The sequence below is a fragment of the Gracilibacillus boraciitolerans JCM 21714 genome, from assembly GCF_000521485.1.
Classification (GTDB): domain Bacteria; phylum Bacillota; class Bacilli; order Bacillales; family Amphibacillaceae; genus Gracilibacillus; species Gracilibacillus boraciitolerans.
Map to the genome: position 1 here is coordinate 1 of NZ_BAVS01000006.1, position 16,088 is coordinate 16,088.

Genomic DNA, 16,088 nt, shown 5'->3' on the forward strand with positions numbered 1-16,088 from the left:
CAAAAAAGTTGAACGATAATAATTCATCGTTCAACTGTTAACAGCTTCCACATTTTGATAGGCCTTAAATGTTTCCAGTACTTCTATATAATCTTGTTTGCTGTTTATCTTGATACCTTCTTTTAATTGTTCATATAAATGTGCTTCTAATTCCTCTGTTTCAATTTGATAGAAAGATTGAATAGCTTCTTCCTGTAGTGGAACACCTTCAAAAATAGTTAATTTTCCATTTTTGATCCCAAAGTAGCCATTTGCTTTTAAATATGGAGAAATATCATCAACTTGTTTTTGAAAACGCATGTAGCCTTCTTTTTGTTCCATTACCTTCCAATCCTGATACTGCGACCAAAAATCTTGCATGGAAGTGATTGTTTCCTCTACATGTTTCTTTTCTATTTTTCCATCTATATAGTGTTTTTCTAATGTGACTTCAATTGTTAGTAAATCTTGAGCAATCACCATAACATCCTCTTCTGATGATTTTGTTTCTTCTGAATTGATAAGTGATTGAATCCCGATGACCCCTATGATTAAAACAACGACACCATTTAATAGCAACCATATTTTCCCATAAAGACCCTCCTATCTTGCTTTATTATTACTAGGGTGTCCAATTTAAGGAAAAATAACCATGGTATCAAATTTTGTATCATAAAATTCTACATCAAAAGGACAATTCTTATGAATTAAAGTTTTTTTTGTCCGTCATCTTGTAAATAAAAGACACTTTCTTCGCATTTTATGTTGTTTCGTCTTTTATAGTTTAAGTTATTACACAAATAAACGTCTTTCTGTTATAGAAAGACCGTTTATTTCTTATATTTGCTCCATAATTTCATCGGACGCGTCCATATTATGATGTACTTCCTGGATATCTTCCATATCTTCTAACATTTGAACAAGATTCACCATTTTGTTACCAGCACTGTCATCCACTTCAGATAATGTTTGCGGTATCATTGTGACCTCAGCTGTTTCTAATGTGAATCCACTTTCTTCAAGAGCATTTTTAACAGATTGAAATTCTTCTGGATCTGTATATATTTCATAAGCTCCGTCTGTTGTCTCCATTTCTTCTGCTCCTGCTTCAATAGCTTCTAACATCATTGTGTCTTCATCTGCTTCAGTGGTTTCCTGATCAATAACGATATAACCTTTTCGATCAAACATGAAGGAAACACACCCATTTTCGCCTAAATTTCCACCATTTCTGCTAAAAGCATGACGTATTTCAGATGCTGTTCTATTTTTATTATCTGTTAGCACCTCGATCATCACAGCTATTCCACCAGGTCCATAGCCTTCATATGTTAATTCCTCAAAATTTGCTCCGTCTAAATCTCCTGTAGCTTTTTTGATTGCACGATCAATATTATCATTTGGCATATTATCTGACTTCGCCTTATCTACAGCCAGGCGAAGGACAGCATTCATATCGGGATCACCTCCACCTTGTTTGGCAGCGATATAAATATCTTTCGCGTGTTTCATAAAAATTTTACCACGTTTTGCGTCCTGGGCATTTTTACGTCTTTGGATATTTTTCCATTTAGAATGTCCTGACATGTATTCTCACCTCTCTGATTCTATCTATAAACTATTCTCATACTTACTTTATCATAACTGAAGACAATTGAAAATATAGTTGTATTTATATTAGATTGAAATTCCCTCTTTATCTTTTCCATTTACCACTATTTTTAGCAAACAAAAAGACGATCCTAAAATTAGAATCGTCTCTTTTTTTCTTATTCTCTGCTACCGCCACATCCACAATCTCCTTTATTTGAAGGCCCATATGGCATTTGCTGACCTGGACCAAATGGTTGAAAAGGCATCTGTTGTGGACTTTGATCTTGCATTCCGTATGGTAACGGCATTAATGGATAGTTTGGCATTCCAGGCTGTGGAATCATCGGTTCACCTGGCATTTGTTGCACCATTGATGGTTGATTTGGCATGGATTGAGGCATCATTTGTTGCGGTTGTGGAGCTGGAAATCCTTGTTGCTGTGGCATCTGAGATGTTCCCCCCCAAGGCATTGGTTGACCACCAAATTGTCCATGCTGATAAGGCATCGGAGACATTTGTCCCTGATTCCAATTCTGAGAAGAAGGCTGCTGCATCTGTTGCGGATAAGAAGCTGCTCCCATTCCTTGTTGCTGGAAGCCTCCAGAATAAGGTTGTGAAGGCATTTGTCCCATTTGACCATATCCAAATCCATAAGGTATACCATCATGTGAGTAACATGGTGCCTGCATTGGCATCTGTTGGACTGGCTGTTGCATATACTGTGGCATTGGTTGTGGCTTCATCGGTTCCTGCACTCCTTTTACCTCATTTTCTTCCTCCATCATTTGCATCGGATGAATATTTGTTTCAAAGTTATTCGTTAACTGTGTCCATTTCAAGTCTTGTGATGTCTGAGATGGTACGGGTTGTGGTGCTGGTTGTTGTTTATTAAAATGAATTGGCAAAGCTGGCATCTCCTTCTTTAAAGGTTCCCATTTCTTCTCTTCATCTTCCTCGATAGATGGCAAAATCTGATTTTGCGGTTTTAATTCTTGTTTATCTTTTTTATCAGTACTGGGTGCTACTTGTTGCTGCTTTTTATTTCCAGGTGATACTTGTTGCTTTTTATTATCTGATGCAGTAGGAATTTTAATTTTCATACCAGGCATAATCATATCAGGATTTGATATCTGCGAATTGGCTTTAATGACTTCGTCTAAACTCACACCATATTTTTGCGCAATTTTCCAAAGTGTTTCATCTTTTTGCACAACATGAATTTTCAAAGCAATTTCTCCTTTCTTGTTGTTAAGTATGGAAGGGCACTTGTCTCGATCTAATCCATCTTCTTTAACAACATATGCAAAAGGCCTAAAATGTTGAATAAAAAAGAAGGATATCTGTAATAATATCGATATCCTTCAAAAAGATTTATGATTGAGCTAACATTCTATCTAACGCCAGCTTCGCATTTTCTGCAATATTTTCATCTACAATTATTTGATTTGGTACATGATCACGTTGTAATTCTTCCAATGTCCATAACAAGTGAGGTAAGTCGATGCGATTCATCGTTAAACAAGGACACATAAAAGGATTTAGAGAAATGATATGTTTATCAGGATGCTGCTTTATAATCCGATTAACTAAATTCATTTCTGTTCCAATTGCCCATTCACTTCCTGCTGGCGCATTTTGTATCGTTTCTATTATATATTTCGTTGATCCGGCCAGATCTGCTTGTTGCACTACTTCGTACGTACATTCAGGATGAACAATTATTTTCATGTTACGATGATGCTGCCGGACCTGTTCTATATTTTCAGTCGTAAAATTCTCATGCACCGAACAATGACCTTTCCATAACACAATCCGAATATTCTCTCTATTTCCGTCATATTCTAATTTTTTGGCAATTGGATCCCAGACTGCCATCTGTTTGAGTGAAATGCCTAATTCAACAGCTGTATTTCTTCCTAAATGCTGATCAGGTAAAAATAATAAGCGTTGTTTTTGCGCTAACGCCCATTTTACCATTTTCTTAGCATTGGAGGAGGTAACAGTTGCACCGCCATGTTTTCCAACAAAGGCTTTTATTGCTGCTGTTGAATTGACATAGGTTAATGGTAAAAGGGTATCTCCAAAATAAGATGTTAATTGTTCCCATGCCTCCATTGTTTGTTGATCATCTGCATATCCGCCATGGAACATCCTGCACGCATATCAGGAAGAATAACTTTCTGCTGTTTTCCAGTTAGGATATCTGCGGTTTCTGCCATGAAGTGGACTCCACAAAAGACGATATACTGTGCATGCTGGTTGGCAGAAACTTGTGCCAGTTGTAAAGAATCGCCGCGGGCATCTGCAAATTGAATAACCTCATCCTTTTGATAATGATGACCTGGAATAAATAAACGGTCACCCATTTGTTGTTTAATATCCGTTATCCGCTTTTTCATTTCTATTTCATCCATATGCAGATAGTGATCCGGTAATTGTTGATCGGTGCTAAACAAGGCTGCTATACTCATTTTAATCCCTCCATAACATTAAAACTAATATCCAAAGCTGGTGCAGAATGCGTAATAAATCCTAATGAAATGATATCGACCTTTACATTCGAATATTCATGTATATTTTCTAACGTAATATTACCGGAAGCCTCGGTAATAATATGAGATGGAACCTGAGTTATGATTCGATTAATATTATGAGGTGACATATTATCAAACATAATCACATCTACGTCCGCATCAATTGCTGCTTGTAATTGCTCTTCATTTTCTATTTCCACTTCGATTTTCACCATATGCCCTGTAACATCTCTCACTTTCTTTACAGCTTGCCCAATGGAACCTATTGCAGCTATGTGATTATCCTTAAGCATGATCGCATCATCTAATCCAAACCGATGATTAACGCCCCCCGCCACAACGGACCGCATATTTTTCAAGCATACGTATGCCTGGAGTTGTTTTTCTTGTATCCACCACCTTAATAGTACTGTTAGCTAAGGCTGTTACAGCTTTTGCTGTCATCGTTGCAATACCAGATAAATGTTGCATGATATTTAAAATTACTCGTTCGGTCGTTAGTAAAATCTGATATGACCCATCGACTGTGGCGATACGATCTCCTTTATGAACAATATCTCCATCTTTTTTAAATAATTGTAGTTGTATATCCTTATCCCACAGTCCATACGCCTGTTCTAATATTTTTTCACCTGCAAAAATTCCCTTTTGTTTAGCAATAAATTCTCCTTTTCCCTGAAGAGGATTAGTATCAAATAATGCTTCACAGGTTTTATCGCCACTGCCAATATCTTCATTGAAATAGTGAATTAATTGTTGTCTTAATTCTAATGGATTCATACGCCTACTCCTTGATTGATTAATTGATGGTAAATTCTTTTTTCTCGCCACTGCTCCTCACGTTCCGGAAAATCACTACGGTAATGCGCACCCCGACTCTCCGTTCGCTCGCGGGCAGCCTTTGTCACTAATTCTGCAACCAATAACATGTGCTGTAATTCTATTTGCTTTTTTGTATATTTATAAAAATAAAGAGGAAATTCATTCACTGGTTGGACTTGTTCCAGCCACTTCAACATCTTGCTAAGTGAAATCTCTGATCTGCTGATGCCAACCAATGCGGTCATCTTTTCTTTTAACTGATAGCGTTCTGGGAGTGTCACGTTTTTATTCATCTGTTGTATGACCAGATTCATTGCCATATTTTTAGCTGGTGTCTGACTTAATAAGTGATCTGCTAACCTAGTTGCAAACACAATCCCTTCCAATAAAGAATTACTGGCAAGACGATTAGCACCATGAACATAGGTACATGCTACTTCTCCCACAGCATACAACCCGGGAATATTCGTCTCCCCATGTAAATTAGTTTCTACTCCACCCATTGAGAAATGAGCACCAGGTCTAACTGGTATGTTATCATGCTGCCAATCTATGTTACGTTTTTCACAAACTTCAGTAATATAAGGGAAACGTTTGGAAAATTCATGGACCTCAGAAATATCCAGAAATATCTGATTCCCTTTCATTATTTCCGTATTTATTACTCTAGAAATAATATCTCTTGGGGGCTAAGTCCACCTGTGGATGAATACCATCCATAATGTATCTTCCAGATTGATCAATCAATCTCGCCCCCCCTTCTCCTCTTACAGCTTCTGAGATAAGAAAATTTCGTCCTTCAGGTAAAGTGAGCATTGTTGGATGAAATTGTACAAATTCAAGATCACTAAGCTTAGCACCCGCTCGATAAGCAATCGCAATTCCATCTCCTGTAATTGTCTCATCATTTGAAGTAGTCTCAAAAATTCCTCCATATCCTCCAGTAGCAAGAACAACTTGATCAGCCGAATGAAAAATATATTGGTTTTGTGGATCGATTGTAATAATTCCTCTACAGCGTCCATTTTCCATTACACAATCAACTGCTAATTGATCTTCTATAAGATTAATATTATTTCGCAAGATTTGTTGATAAAATTGCATCATATATTTACCGGTCTGATCACCACCGGCATGTATAATTCTTCTTTTACTGTGAGCTCCTTCTCTTCCAAGCGATATCGAACCATTTAAATTTCTATCAGCTGGAAATCCTTTGTTAAGCAGCATTTCCAGGAGAGTCTTCCCTTCCTTCACTAACAATTCTGTAGCTGCTTCGTTATTGTGATATACTCCTGCTTGTATGGTATCATCAAAATGCTGTTGCCAACTATCATCAGCAGCAATAGCCGCCGCCACACCACCTTGAGCTCGATAAGAATTACTATGATGCCACTTTCCTTTTGTTATCATCGTCACATCAGAGTCTTTAAATAATTTACTAGCAAGCACATGTGCTGCAATGCCCGCTCCAATAATCACAATTTTCTGACGCAAAACAGTTCACCACACTTTACAGTTGTCTTTACACATATCTTTACATATAATATCTAATATGACAAGTATTTTTTTAGAAAGGGCGATTGGATGATTTATTGTGATTATGCTGCAACTGCTCCGATGTCTGATATTGCATTAGAAGTCTATCAGGAGATTGCTAAGAATTTTTATGGAAATGCAAGTAGTTTGCATGATGCAGGAGGAAAAGCGAAGAATATATTGGAACAATCCAGAGCAATTATAGCAAAAATTTTTCTAGCGAAGCCTCGGCAAATTGTTTTCACCAGCGGTGGAACGGAAAGTAATTTACTTGCCATTGATACACTAATGCGCGCAAGTGATATCAAAGGAAAAAAACATATAATTTCTTCTGAAGCGGAACATAGCTCTATCTATTATTATTTAAAGACTCTAGCAAAAAATGAGGAAATTGAAGTAACCTTCCTGCCTATTCATCCTAATGGACAAATAAATAGCAAAGAACTTATAGATGCTATTCAACCAAATACTTGTCTGGTATCGATTCAACATGTAAACAGCGAGACAGGATCTATCCAGCCTATTAAAACAATCTCTAATTATTTAAAACACACAAAGATTTATTTTCATAGCGATGCCGTCCAATCCTTTGGTAAAATAGATATATCTTCTATTTTATCTTACGTGGATTGTATCACGGTTTCTAGTCATAAAGTTTCTGGACCAAAAGGTGTCGGTGCTATCTACTTTGATTCTAAAGTTATTTTATCACCACATCCGGTAATGACAAATCATGAGCATGGTTTAAGGCTGGTACAGTTGATGTCCCAGCAATCGCTGCTTTTTCAGCTGCAGCAGTACAAGCATGTAATCAAGTTATCGAAAACAGTAAACATCTTAGTTATATCCGTGAAGTATTTATTAAAAAGTTGAAAGAGCATGATATTCCATTGCAACCATTGACTTCATCTGATCAATGCCCCCCCAGTATTGTAGGTTGTATTGCTAACAATATTCAGGGGGATTATGCCATGCTTTCCTATAACCGTTATGGTATTCATATCTCAACAGGCAGTGCATGCAGTCTTGGTTATGCAGAGATTCCAAGATCTATCTTCCCTTTCATTTCTAATAAAGAAGAAGGCAAGAGATATATACGTTTTTCATTCAGTCATCTGACAACGGAACAGGATATATTAACAATCATCGAAGTATCTATAAAAATTTTCAATCCTATAAAGGAGGAAAGAATTCATAATGAGAAAAAAATTAACTGGCAAGGTACGTCGTGACAGCCTCCTTGCCTGGCTGAAAGACAATCAGAACCCATTAACAGGTACAGAGTTAGCAGACAAGGCAAATGTAAGCAGACAAGTAATTGTCCAGGATATTTCATTATTAAAAGCTCAGGACCATCCGATTATCGCCACAAGTAATGGTTACATTTATATGAAAACGGAGGAAAACAATAAAGACTATCGTCGTGTAATTGCTTGCAAACACGCTCGAAATGAAACGAAGGAAGAGCTATATACGATTGTCGACTTTGGAGTAATAGTAGAGAACGTGGTAATCGAACATCCTATTTATGGCGACTTAAAGGCCTCCTTGATGATTAGCAGTCGAGCAGATGTGGATAAATTTGTTGATAAAATTGAAGAAAAAAATGCGCCATATTTATTGGAGCTGACCGATGGAGTACATAATCATACCTTAGTAGCAAACGAAGAGGAAAAATTAGATCAAGCCTTTCAAGCACTACAGGAGAAAGGTTTTATCGCAGAATAAAACCAGATGTTACATAAAACTTTGTGAGTTTATCGCACAATCATTTTAATAACGCTTGCGGTTAAACCGCAAGCGTTACTCCATTTCCACTATGCAAATAATATGGATAGCTGCCTAATACAGCTACTTTACAACCTAACGATTCCATTTCGGTAATCGCGTTTGGGATTAGTACGTCATCCATCTTCTGTTCAATATCAATAAGGAAATAATAGTTACCTAAGCCTGTTTTCATCGGGCGCGATTCAATCTTTGATAAGTTTAAATTACGCCAGGCAAAGGCTGAAAGAACTTGATGCAGTGCACCTGGCTGATCAGACGGTAATGTGATGGTCACAGTCGTCTTATATCCTTTTTCCTCTAACTTATTTGAAGTAAGTTCACGTTGATCCTTATGCAATACAACAAATCGAGTATGATTATTATCAAAATCATGGATATCTTTTTTAATTATTGATAGCCCATATTCCTTTGCTGCAAGATGGTTTGCGATAGCTGCAATATTCTGTTTAGGATGTTTGCTTACAAATTCTGCTGCAGCACCCGTCGAAGTCATCGACTGGGTAGGAACATTCACTAACTGTTTTCTTAAAAATCGATGACACTGTGCAATCGCATGTGAATGAGAATAGATCGATTCTAAGGATTCCCACTTCTCAACATTATCTGGATGTACCATTAAATGCTGACGAATTGGCACAATCACTTCACTTACAATTTTGACTTTTTCAGATTCAATTAAGTAGTCTAACGTGATATTAACAGTACCTTCAATCGCATTTTCTAAAGGCAAGACAGCGTAGGTGACCTCATCATTTACCACAGCATCGATACATTCAGGAATCGTACTGTATCCTTTCTTTTCCTCACCATTAAACATAGAGTCAACTGCAATTTTGGTAAAAGTCCCTTTTGGCCCTAAATATCCAATTGCTTCTTTCATATAACTTGCTCCCCCCCCTATTTATCACGTTGCTAAGCGTCTATAAGACCCCCCCACTTCAAGATTCAAGTACCACAAGAAAGCTAAGTAGGGATAAACAGACGCTAACATCCTGATACGTTTCGCTTTATGAAACACCTGAACTCAGGATCTCTACCTGGTTCACAAATTCAATTTGCTTCAAATTATATAATAACTGATCTATTTCAACGGTCATTCCATTTGTATTTAAAGATAATGTTACGTTTGCTTTCCCTTGAATCGGTATTGTCTGGTGAATCGTTAAGATATTACATCCTACGTTGGCCACCACTGACAACAAATGTGATAACGTGCCTGTTTGGTCTTCCAAATGAAAAAACAAGGTAATCATCTGTTCTTTTACCATATGTTGAAAAGGAAAAACAGCATCACGATATTTATAGAACACACTGCGAGACACTCCAACTTGACGTGCCGCTTCGTGAATGGAGTCTACCTTATGATTCTCCAATAACTTTTTTGCTTCCAATGTTTTTTTCATTCCATCTGGTAAAAAGTCTTCTCTTACTAAATAAAATTTTTCATTTTTCGCAGACATCCACCATTCCCCCCCTTTATCCGATCGATGGTCACGCAACAAATCATATCGTCTATTATTCCATGAATTCAAATTCATAATCAAGCAGCCGCACAGTATCCCCCCCATCCGTTGCGCCTCTTTCTCTTAATGCATCATCAACACCCATGCTACGTAATTGTCGGGAGAAACGCTGCACGGATTCATCCCGGTTTAAATCCGTCATTTTAAATAATTTTTCAATTTTTTCTCCATACAGCACAAATGCCCCGTCTGGATCTCTTGTAATAGAAAAAGCAGCTTTTTCTTTCTCAAATCGATATACAACTCGATCTTCTTTTTCTTCCAGCGGTTGGTAGTTTTTAGGGATTTCATCTAGTTTATTGGCTACTGCAAATAACAGATCACGAATTCCTGTTTTTGTTATCGTTGATATTGGATAAATTGGATAATCAGCTTCTAATTGTTCCTTGAAGAAAGTTAGCTGTTCCTCTGCTTCTGGTAAATCCATTTTATTAGCAACAATAATCATTGGACGTTCTAATAACGTCGGATCATACTGCTCAAGTTCATTATTAATTGTAACAAAATCATCATATGGGTCTCTGCCTTCTGTTGCTGCCATATCCAATACGTGTAGAATTACTCGCGTTCTCTCAACGTGTCGTAAGAATTGATGGCCCAGACCTACCCCCCCTTCATGTGCACCTTCAATTAAACCTGGCAAATCAGCTAAAACAAAACTACGTTGATCTGCTGTGTCTACTACCCCCCCTAAGTTGGGCGACAAAGTTGTAAAGTGATAATCAGCTATCTTAGGTCTGGCGGCACTAACTGTGGATAGCAGAGTTGATTTTCCAACACTAGGAAATCCAACCAGCCCGACATCAGCGATTAATTTAAGTTCAATTTGAATATCTCGTTCAACCCCCCCAGGTTCGCCGTTCTCTGCCATTTCTGGAGCAGGATTACGTGGCGAAGCAAAACGAATATTACCTCGACCACCACGTCCACCTTTAGCAATTACTGCGCGTTGTTTGTGTTCAATTAAATCGGCGATCACTTCACCTGTTGTTTCATCTCGAACGGTAGTACCTGGTGGAACCGCTAAGACAAGAGGTTCGGAATTTTTACCGTGCATTCCTTTTCCCATCCCATTTTCGCCACGCTTGGCCTTAAAATGCCTTTGATAACGAAAGTCCATTAAGGTATTTAAACCTTCATCAACTTCAAAAACAATATCTCCGCCATTTCCGCCATCGCCACCAGCAGGTCCTCCCATTGGGACATATATTTCACGACGAAAAGCGACAATCCCGTTACCACCATCTCCGGCTTTTACATATACTTTTACCTGATCGACAAACATGCTGTCACACCTTCTTTCGTTATTCTTGCCACTCTATACGTAATAGCTTGTCTTCTTTCACTTCTTTAATATAAGGTAATGATTGCAACTCTTGTTTCAGAAGAGATAAATCATTCCAATCTAAATCAAAGCTTAAGTGGATATCTATAGTATGATTCACTTGTTTAAAAATAAGCGTACCTAAATATTGCTGATACTCCTTCTGATAGGAGGATAATATTCGAAAAATCTTTTGTATTTTCGTTAATAATAATTCATCGTCTATCATTACTGGCGGTTGATCGAACATAGATTGAAATTGCAGTTTAAATGAATCTGATTGCCAGTTTACTGATAGAGCCAAATAAAAGTTTTTGGTATATTTAAGCGATCTAACCCTCTTTCCTGATTAGATCTTTCAATGATGTCTGTTATTTTATTTTGAACTTTGTCTAATTTACCCAATTGAGCATAGCCCAAAATCAACTGAATATCATTTAGCCAATCATGGCGATAATGACGCAGCATTTCGATAACATCTTGTTCTTCCAAACCGTTCACTCCTCACACAATAAGCAAATTATAGCATATAAAAACGGTTCTTTCATCTAGTAGTATGGATCCTAATATAGTATAAAACAACAAAAGACTCTAACCTATAAAGATTAGAGCCTTTTAATTTCCTTATGCAGGATATACACTAACTTTTTTGCGATCGCGTCCTTGGCGTTCAAATTTAACTACACCATCAACTTTAGCATATAATGTGTCATCTCCACCACGGCCTACGTTTACACCAGGGTAAATTTTTGTGCCGCGTTGACGAAATAGAATAGATCCACCAGTTACGAGTTGACCGTCTGCACGTTTAGCACCTAAACGTTTAGACTCAGAGTCACGACCGTTTCTTGAGCTACCTACACCTTTTTTCGAAGAGAAAAATTGTAAATCTAGACGTAACATATTGTTGCACCTCCTTATTTTTCAGAGATAGATATATACTGACCATAATCCTGCTCAACGGTTTGTAAAGAAACAACCATTCCTTCGAATAGCAATGTTACTTTTTCTAAAAGAGAATCATTATCCAGCTTCGGAACCGTTACCTTTAGAAAACCACCTTCATCACCGGCTTGATCTATATCCAAATCAATCTCACATAACTTAAAAACCGCATTGACAGCTCCGAATGAAATTCCAGATACAGCGGCACAAACTAAATCATGCCCTTCTGGTCCACTCCCAGCATGTCCGGTCAGTGTAAAAGATTTAATATTCGATTGCTCACGTTCAATTGCCACGTTAATCATTAAACCATAACCTTACCCATTGATTTTTTCAATTGTAAGTTTAGTGTATGGCTGACGATGACCTTGTTTACGTGAATAGTTTTTCTTTGGCTTGTACTTGAATACAGTAATTTTCTTTTGACGACCCTGTTTTTCTACTTTCGCAGTTACAGATGCTCCATCAACGTATGGAGTACCAAACTTAGCGTCATCTCCACCTACTGCAAGTACCTTATCAAGTGTTACAGATTCGCCGATTTCAGCAAATAGCTTTTCCACGTAAATTACTTGACCTTCTTCTACTTTTACTTGTTTTCCACCAGTTTCAATTATAGCGTACATTCTCTTGCACCTCCTCATTTGACTCAGACTCGCCATACAGGTAGCTAATAACAAGCTTTATAACCTGTTCTGCGCGGTTGTAGTAGCGGGTGCTACATAAACAACAAGATGATTCTATCATATTTCAGAGCATCCTGTCAACGGCAATTTCTTGATGTTGCTTGATATACTCCTCGATCAAATCATCACTTCCAGCTCGGATCACCTGAAACTCACAGGACTTATTATCTGTTTGACAATACAAGGTAAAATGTATCTTTGTTTTCACATGTTGTTTTATAAAACGATTAAAAAAAGCCACCACTTCTTCATGACACAGGATAATCATACTCTCAATATTTCCATCATTCCAACTGATTAATTCACGCTCCAGTTGATAGGCAATGGTTTCAGCAGATAAAGGTAAACGCGCACTAGCAGAATGATTCGTTAATAATTGTATCAAGCCTGTCCGTTCTCTTTTTCTTGTTAACTCCATTAAACCAAGCCGTGTAAAACCAAATACCTGGGTGGGAAGAGGATCTTCTTTGACGGTAACTTGCATTTGTTTAAGAAGTGCTGCTTCCTCCGCTTTTCTCATTTTTAAGAAATCGATCAAAATAATTCCTGATAAATTACGCTTCTGAATTTCTTCCAAACAATATTTGAGTGCTTTTTGATTAATACGATACATTGTTTCCTGTTTGTTTTGACGGCTTGTAAATTTATTACTATCGATATCAATTACTGTTAATGCCTCTGTTTGTTCAATAGTTAATGTGATACCATCTTGCTTATGTACCACAGATTCTATCGCTTCTATCAACCATTGCTGAATCTCTTTACCAGCAATTTTATTCGTTTCTTTTCGTATCCGCATCTTATTAGCCAAACGTGGAAAAGCAAGTTGCATATCATTTAGCGTTTTTCGATTATCAAAGGTGATATCACTAAAATCAAAGCTTTGATAATGATTTAACATTTGATCTGGTACTAAAGGGTGCTGAAAAAGCAAATATGGTGCCTTTTTCTTTATAGAAAGTTCTTTTAACTGTCTCCACTGCAAACGTGTCTTTTCAAGATCTTGGTCCATTTCTTCTTCAGAAGTTGCTTCACTATCTGTACGTAAAATTAATCCTCCTTATCGGATAGCTTTTCTTTAAGCATTTGTTTCCACTTATTTGACACATCATCAGATAATTTTCTGGAAGAGACTATATAACTACCATAGGGTAAATAAATGATATTTTTAGCTGTTATAGTAATATTAGCTGTTAATCTCGGTCCTTTATCCTGGTAGGGCTCTTTTGCCACTTGTACCAATATTCGAGCACCATCTGTAAGTGATGAGTCTCCTTTTTCTGGAAAAGGTATTTCTGACAATGGTAAAAAACCAACCTTTTTCAAACCAATATCGATAAATGCAGCCGCAATGCTCAAATCTAAATTTCTTACTTTCCCAAGGTAAATGGAACCTAACCGCGCATCATCTGTTATTCGATCCATATAAATATCTTTACATTGCTGCTCTTCAAATAAAATCCGATTTTCTCTGATAAACCTGTATGAAAGTGTAATTTTTTCATTGATCCTCTTCCTAGCTGGTAAGTAATTGTTCCATTCGCGTATAAATATTTTTCTTATCAAAATAACTCTGCAGACATTGCTTCTCTGTCAGCAAATGGGTGTTACCATTCTGATCATAGATTTTGATTGTGTGAAAGGTATCTCGTCTAAACATGCGAAACAACTCAGTTAAACGGATATCTCTCGGTACTTCCAAGACAACCTGCTTTGGAAATTCGTGCAACTCACTATAGCGATGCCATAAGAAACGCCACCATTTAAAATATCTTTGTTTCCATTCTAATCGATTTTCCAAAATAAAAAAAATCATAAGTAAAGCAAAGCTTAAAGAAAATAAATTCCAAATATAAACAACGACACTTACCGCTGCGATACTAACGACCGATATAATAATCACCCATTGCAATGATAGTTGATAAGAAAAAAAGGAATCCAGACATAGCTGGACTAGTTTTCCGCCATCAAGCGGCCAGATAGGCAATAAATTTCCGATAAATATAAAGGTATTGTATTGAAAAGCTAAAGCTATAGTTGCTTCAGGTAATAAGTTTCCATAATCGATTATATACAGCACGAAGAAAATGAGGATATGTTGAAAAGGTCCAGCTATCGTTACTAACCATTCTTCTTTAAGTGGCCTTGATCCATATTCATCCGTCTCCATTACTCCCCCAAAAATCCATAGAAAAATGCGCCGGATTCGCCAATTAAAAAATCGTGCACAAGTATAATGGCCCATTTCATGAATTAAGACAATGATAAATATAATCAATAATTCAACTAACATTCCAGTCACAATCGAAAGAAATATAAAGAAAAATAAAATTGGATGAATATGAATAGGTGGCAGCTTAAGGTTGTTCATCAACTTCAATCACCTGAATCGGATCTATAAACTTATTACCTTTTTCGATTGCGAAATACATGGCTTCCTTTGCTTCATCAGGTTTATAGGTACCAATTTTTTGATTCGCACGAATTGATTGATAGGAATGCACATTAACATCGCTTAAATGTCCATATATCGATGTACTGCTGTCAGCATGCTGCACGATGACTGTTCTACCTGTTTCACGATGGTTACCGGCAAACAAGACCGTTCCAGCATCCACTGCAATTACTTCTGTAGTTTCCTTAGAGGAAATCATAATTCCTTGTCCGTTTTCCTGGAATGTTTGGCTTATATGACCTGACGCAGGTAACGCAGTCGGTTGATAGTCTTCTCTGCTTTCAAGATCTGTTTCCAAGGCAAACGGTGCACCAAATTTGACCTGATACCACTGATTCACTGTAGCAAATGGAAATTCTTCTGTCATTGCATAGCTTGTCCAATTCTTTGGCTGCTCAGCCCATTGGTAATTGGAAGACATTGAAATCATTGTCACAAAGAAAATAATGGCAGCAATGACACTTCGCATTAAAAATGTACGCAAATATGGAGATTCTTGTCTCTTTTGCGGATATTGACCAAGTGTAGGAGAAAAGCCATGCCTCTCTTCATCTTCCATTGAATTATGATTAAAAAATGGTGTGTTTTTCACAGATGGTATTCGTGTGGTGGGTATTTTTGTTTTTGATTGCTTTCTCTTAGAAATATTTTGACGAATTTGTGAAAGGTTATTCTTTTTCATCAGCATCCATTCCTTTTTTTCCAACGTTTGTAGAAGTATATGTGACCAAGCATTGGAATATGAAAAAGAAAAAAGATGAAACGTAAAATTCTCATTAAAACTAAACTACGAAGTAAATGGTCGGAGCTTTTAACTAGCATTCATCATACTTTCAAAATTGTCACTTGTTCGCTATTTATCTTTAAAGCAAATAAACCTGGGAGCTGCTGCCCAGG

20 protein-coding genes, 2 pseudogenes and 1 other annotated feature are annotated in these 16,088 nt (G+C 37.1%); of the genes and pseudogenes, 3 read left to right on the forward strand and 19 right to left on the reverse strand.

What is annotated here, in order from left to right:
• Positions 1-30: 30 nt before the first annotated feature.
• The 7 genes and pseudogenes from JCM21714_RS05885 to JCM21714_RS18175 all read right to left on the reverse strand — a co-directional run bounded on the left by JCM21714_RS05885 (position 31) and on the right by JCM21714_RS18175 (position 6,425).
• Entirely contained in the window at positions 31-558 is a 528-nt protein-coding gene (locus JCM21714_RS05885; RefSeq protein WP_235182644.1) for a BofC C-terminal domain-containing protein, read from the reverse strand.
• A 258-nt stretch (positions 559-816) separates the two neighbouring features.
• Positions 817-1,566 (reverse strand): YebC/PmpR family DNA-binding transcriptional regulator, encoded by a 750-nt coding sequence (locus JCM21714_RS05890; RefSeq protein ID WP_035722619.1) that lies wholly within the window; start codon positions 1,564-1,566, stop codon positions 817-819.
• A gap of 182 nt (positions 1,567-1,748) precedes the next feature.
• Positions 1,749-2,798, reverse strand: coding sequence for a SafA/ExsA family spore coat assembly protein (gene safA / locus JCM21714_RS18165; protein WP_052000422.1), 1,050 nt, complete (start codon positions 2,796-2,798; stop codon positions 1,749-1,751).
• Positions 2,799-2,943: 145 nt separating this feature from the next.
• Positions 2,944-4,043: pseudogene (gene nadA, locus JCM21714_RS05900) on the reverse strand (quinolinate synthase NadA).
• A pseudogene (gene nadC, locus JCM21714_RS05905) lies at positions 4,040-4,886 on the reverse strand (carboxylating nicotinate-nucleotide diphosphorylase). The pseudogenes nadA and nadC overlap by 4 nt, the downstream one beginning before the upstream one ends.
• Positions 4,883-5,575 (reverse strand): FAD-binding protein, encoded by a 693-nt coding sequence (locus JCM21714_RS22820; protein WP_052000423.1) that lies wholly within the window; start codon positions 5,573-5,575, stop codon positions 4,883-4,885. Before JCM21714_RS22820 ends, nadC begins: the two are co-directional and overlap by 4 nt.
• Positions 5,576-5,594: 19 nt before the next feature.
• Entirely contained in the window at positions 5,595-6,425 is an 831-nt protein-coding gene (locus JCM21714_RS18175) for an FAD-binding protein (protein WP_052000424.1), read from the reverse strand.
• Positions 6,426-6,515: 90 nt separating this feature from the next.
• Between JCM21714_RS18175 and JCM21714_RS22825 the strand changes: the two genes are divergently transcribed.
• Genes JCM21714_RS22825 through JCM21714_RS05920 form a run of 3 tightly spaced genes read left to right on the forward strand, consistent with a single transcriptional unit; the run spans position 6,516 to position 8,195 of the window.
• On the forward strand, positions 6,516-7,340 hold the full coding sequence (locus tag JCM21714_RS22825; protein ID WP_268748302.1) for a cysteine desulfurase family protein: 825 nt from the start codon (positions 6,516-6,518) through the stop codon (positions 7,338-7,340).
• Positions 7,241-7,699: an aminotransferase class V-fold PLP-dependent enzyme gene (locus JCM21714_RS22830; RefSeq protein ID WP_268748304.1), complete on the forward strand. Its 459-nt coding sequence runs from the start codon at positions 7,241-7,243 to the stop codon at positions 7,697-7,699. The genes JCM21714_RS22825 and JCM21714_RS22830 overlap by 100 nt, the downstream gene beginning before the upstream one ends.
• Complete coding sequence (locus tag JCM21714_RS05920; RefSeq protein ID WP_035722621.1) at positions 7,665-8,195, forward strand: transcription repressor NadR; 531 nt, start codon at positions 7,665-7,667, stop codon at positions 8,193-8,195. Before JCM21714_RS22830 ends, JCM21714_RS05920 begins: the two co-directional genes overlap by 35 nt.
• Before the next feature lie 61 nt (positions 8,196-8,256).
• Here JCM21714_RS05920 and pheA read toward each other — a convergent pair whose 3' ends face one another.
• The 12 genes from pheA to JCM21714_RS05980 all read right to left on the reverse strand — a co-directional run bounded on the left by pheA (position 8,257) and on the right by JCM21714_RS05980 (position 15,873).
• Positions 8,257-9,138 (reverse strand): prephenate dehydratase, encoded by an 882-nt coding sequence (pheA, locus tag JCM21714_RS05925; RefSeq protein ID WP_035722623.1) that lies wholly within the window; start codon positions 9,136-9,138, stop codon positions 8,257-8,259.
• A gap of 127 nt (positions 9,139-9,265) precedes the next feature.
• Positions 9,266-9,718, reverse strand: a complete 453-nt coding sequence (gene thrR / locus JCM21714_RS05930) for a transcriptional regulator ThrR (protein WP_035722806.1) — start codon at positions 9,716-9,718, stop codon at positions 9,266-9,268.
• Between the two features lie 55 nt (positions 9,719-9,773).
• The gene (obgE, locus tag JCM21714_RS05935; RefSeq protein ID WP_035722624.1) at positions 9,774-11,066 is read right to left on the reverse strand and encodes a GTPase ObgE; all 1,293 of its coding nucleotides are present in this window, start codon (positions 11,064-11,066) and stop codon (positions 9,774-9,776) included.
• A 19-nt stretch (positions 11,067-11,085) separates the two neighbouring features.
• Positions 11,086-11,409, reverse strand: coding sequence for a hypothetical protein (locus tag JCM21714_RS05940; protein WP_035722627.1), 324 nt, complete (start codon positions 11,407-11,409; stop codon positions 11,086-11,088).
• The gene (locus JCM21714_RS05945) at positions 11,394-11,597 is read right to left on the reverse strand and encodes a Spo0B domain-containing protein (RefSeq protein WP_052000425.1); all 204 of its coding nucleotides are present in this window, start codon (positions 11,595-11,597) and stop codon (positions 11,394-11,396) included. Before JCM21714_RS05945 ends, JCM21714_RS05940 begins: the two co-directional genes overlap by 16 nt.
• Before the next feature lie 132 nt (positions 11,598-11,729).
• Positions 11,730-12,008: a 50S ribosomal protein L27 gene (gene rpmA / locus JCM21714_RS05950; protein WP_035722629.1), complete on the reverse strand. Its 279-nt coding sequence runs from the start codon at positions 12,006-12,008 to the stop codon at positions 11,730-11,732.
• Positions 12,009-12,022: 14 nt separating this feature from the next.
• Positions 12,023-12,355 carry a ribosomal-processing cysteine protease Prp gene (locus JCM21714_RS05955; RefSeq protein ID WP_035722630.1) on the reverse strand — a complete coding sequence of 111 codons (333 nt, stop codon included), beginning with the start codon at positions 12,353-12,355 and terminating at the stop codon, positions 12,023-12,025.
• A 12-nt stretch (positions 12,356-12,367) separates the two neighbouring features.
• Positions 12,368-12,676: a 50S ribosomal protein L21 gene (gene rplU / locus JCM21714_RS05960; RefSeq protein ID WP_035722632.1), complete on the reverse strand. Its 309-nt coding sequence runs from the start codon at positions 12,674-12,676 to the stop codon at positions 12,368-12,370.
• A 15-nt stretch (positions 12,677-12,691) separates the two neighbouring features.
• Positions 12,692-12,765, reverse strand: a sequence feature (ribosomal protein L21 leader region).
• Between the two features lie 35 nt (positions 12,766-12,800).
• Positions 12,801-13,748, reverse strand: coding sequence for a ribonuclease E/G (locus JCM21714_RS05965; protein WP_035722633.1), 948 nt, complete (start codon positions 13,746-13,748; stop codon positions 12,801-12,803).
• 38 nt (positions 13,749-13,786) lie between these two features.
• On the reverse strand, positions 13,787-14,161 hold the full coding sequence (locus JCM21714_RS05970; RefSeq protein WP_148294980.1) for a S1 domain-containing protein: 375 nt from the start codon (positions 14,159-14,161) through the stop codon (positions 13,787-13,789).
• A gap of 91 nt (positions 14,162-14,252) precedes the next feature.
• Positions 14,253-15,107 carry a site-2 protease family protein gene (locus tag JCM21714_RS05975; RefSeq protein WP_035722637.1) on the reverse strand — a complete coding sequence of 285 codons (855 nt, stop codon included), beginning with the start codon at positions 15,105-15,107 and terminating at the stop codon, positions 14,253-14,255.
• Positions 15,094-15,873 (reverse strand): M23 family metallopeptidase, encoded by a 780-nt coding sequence (locus JCM21714_RS05980; RefSeq protein WP_035722639.1) that lies wholly within the window; start codon positions 15,871-15,873, stop codon positions 15,094-15,096. The genes JCM21714_RS05975 and JCM21714_RS05980 overlap by 14 nt, the downstream gene beginning before the upstream one ends.
• Positions 15,874-16,088 lie beyond the last annotated feature (215 nt).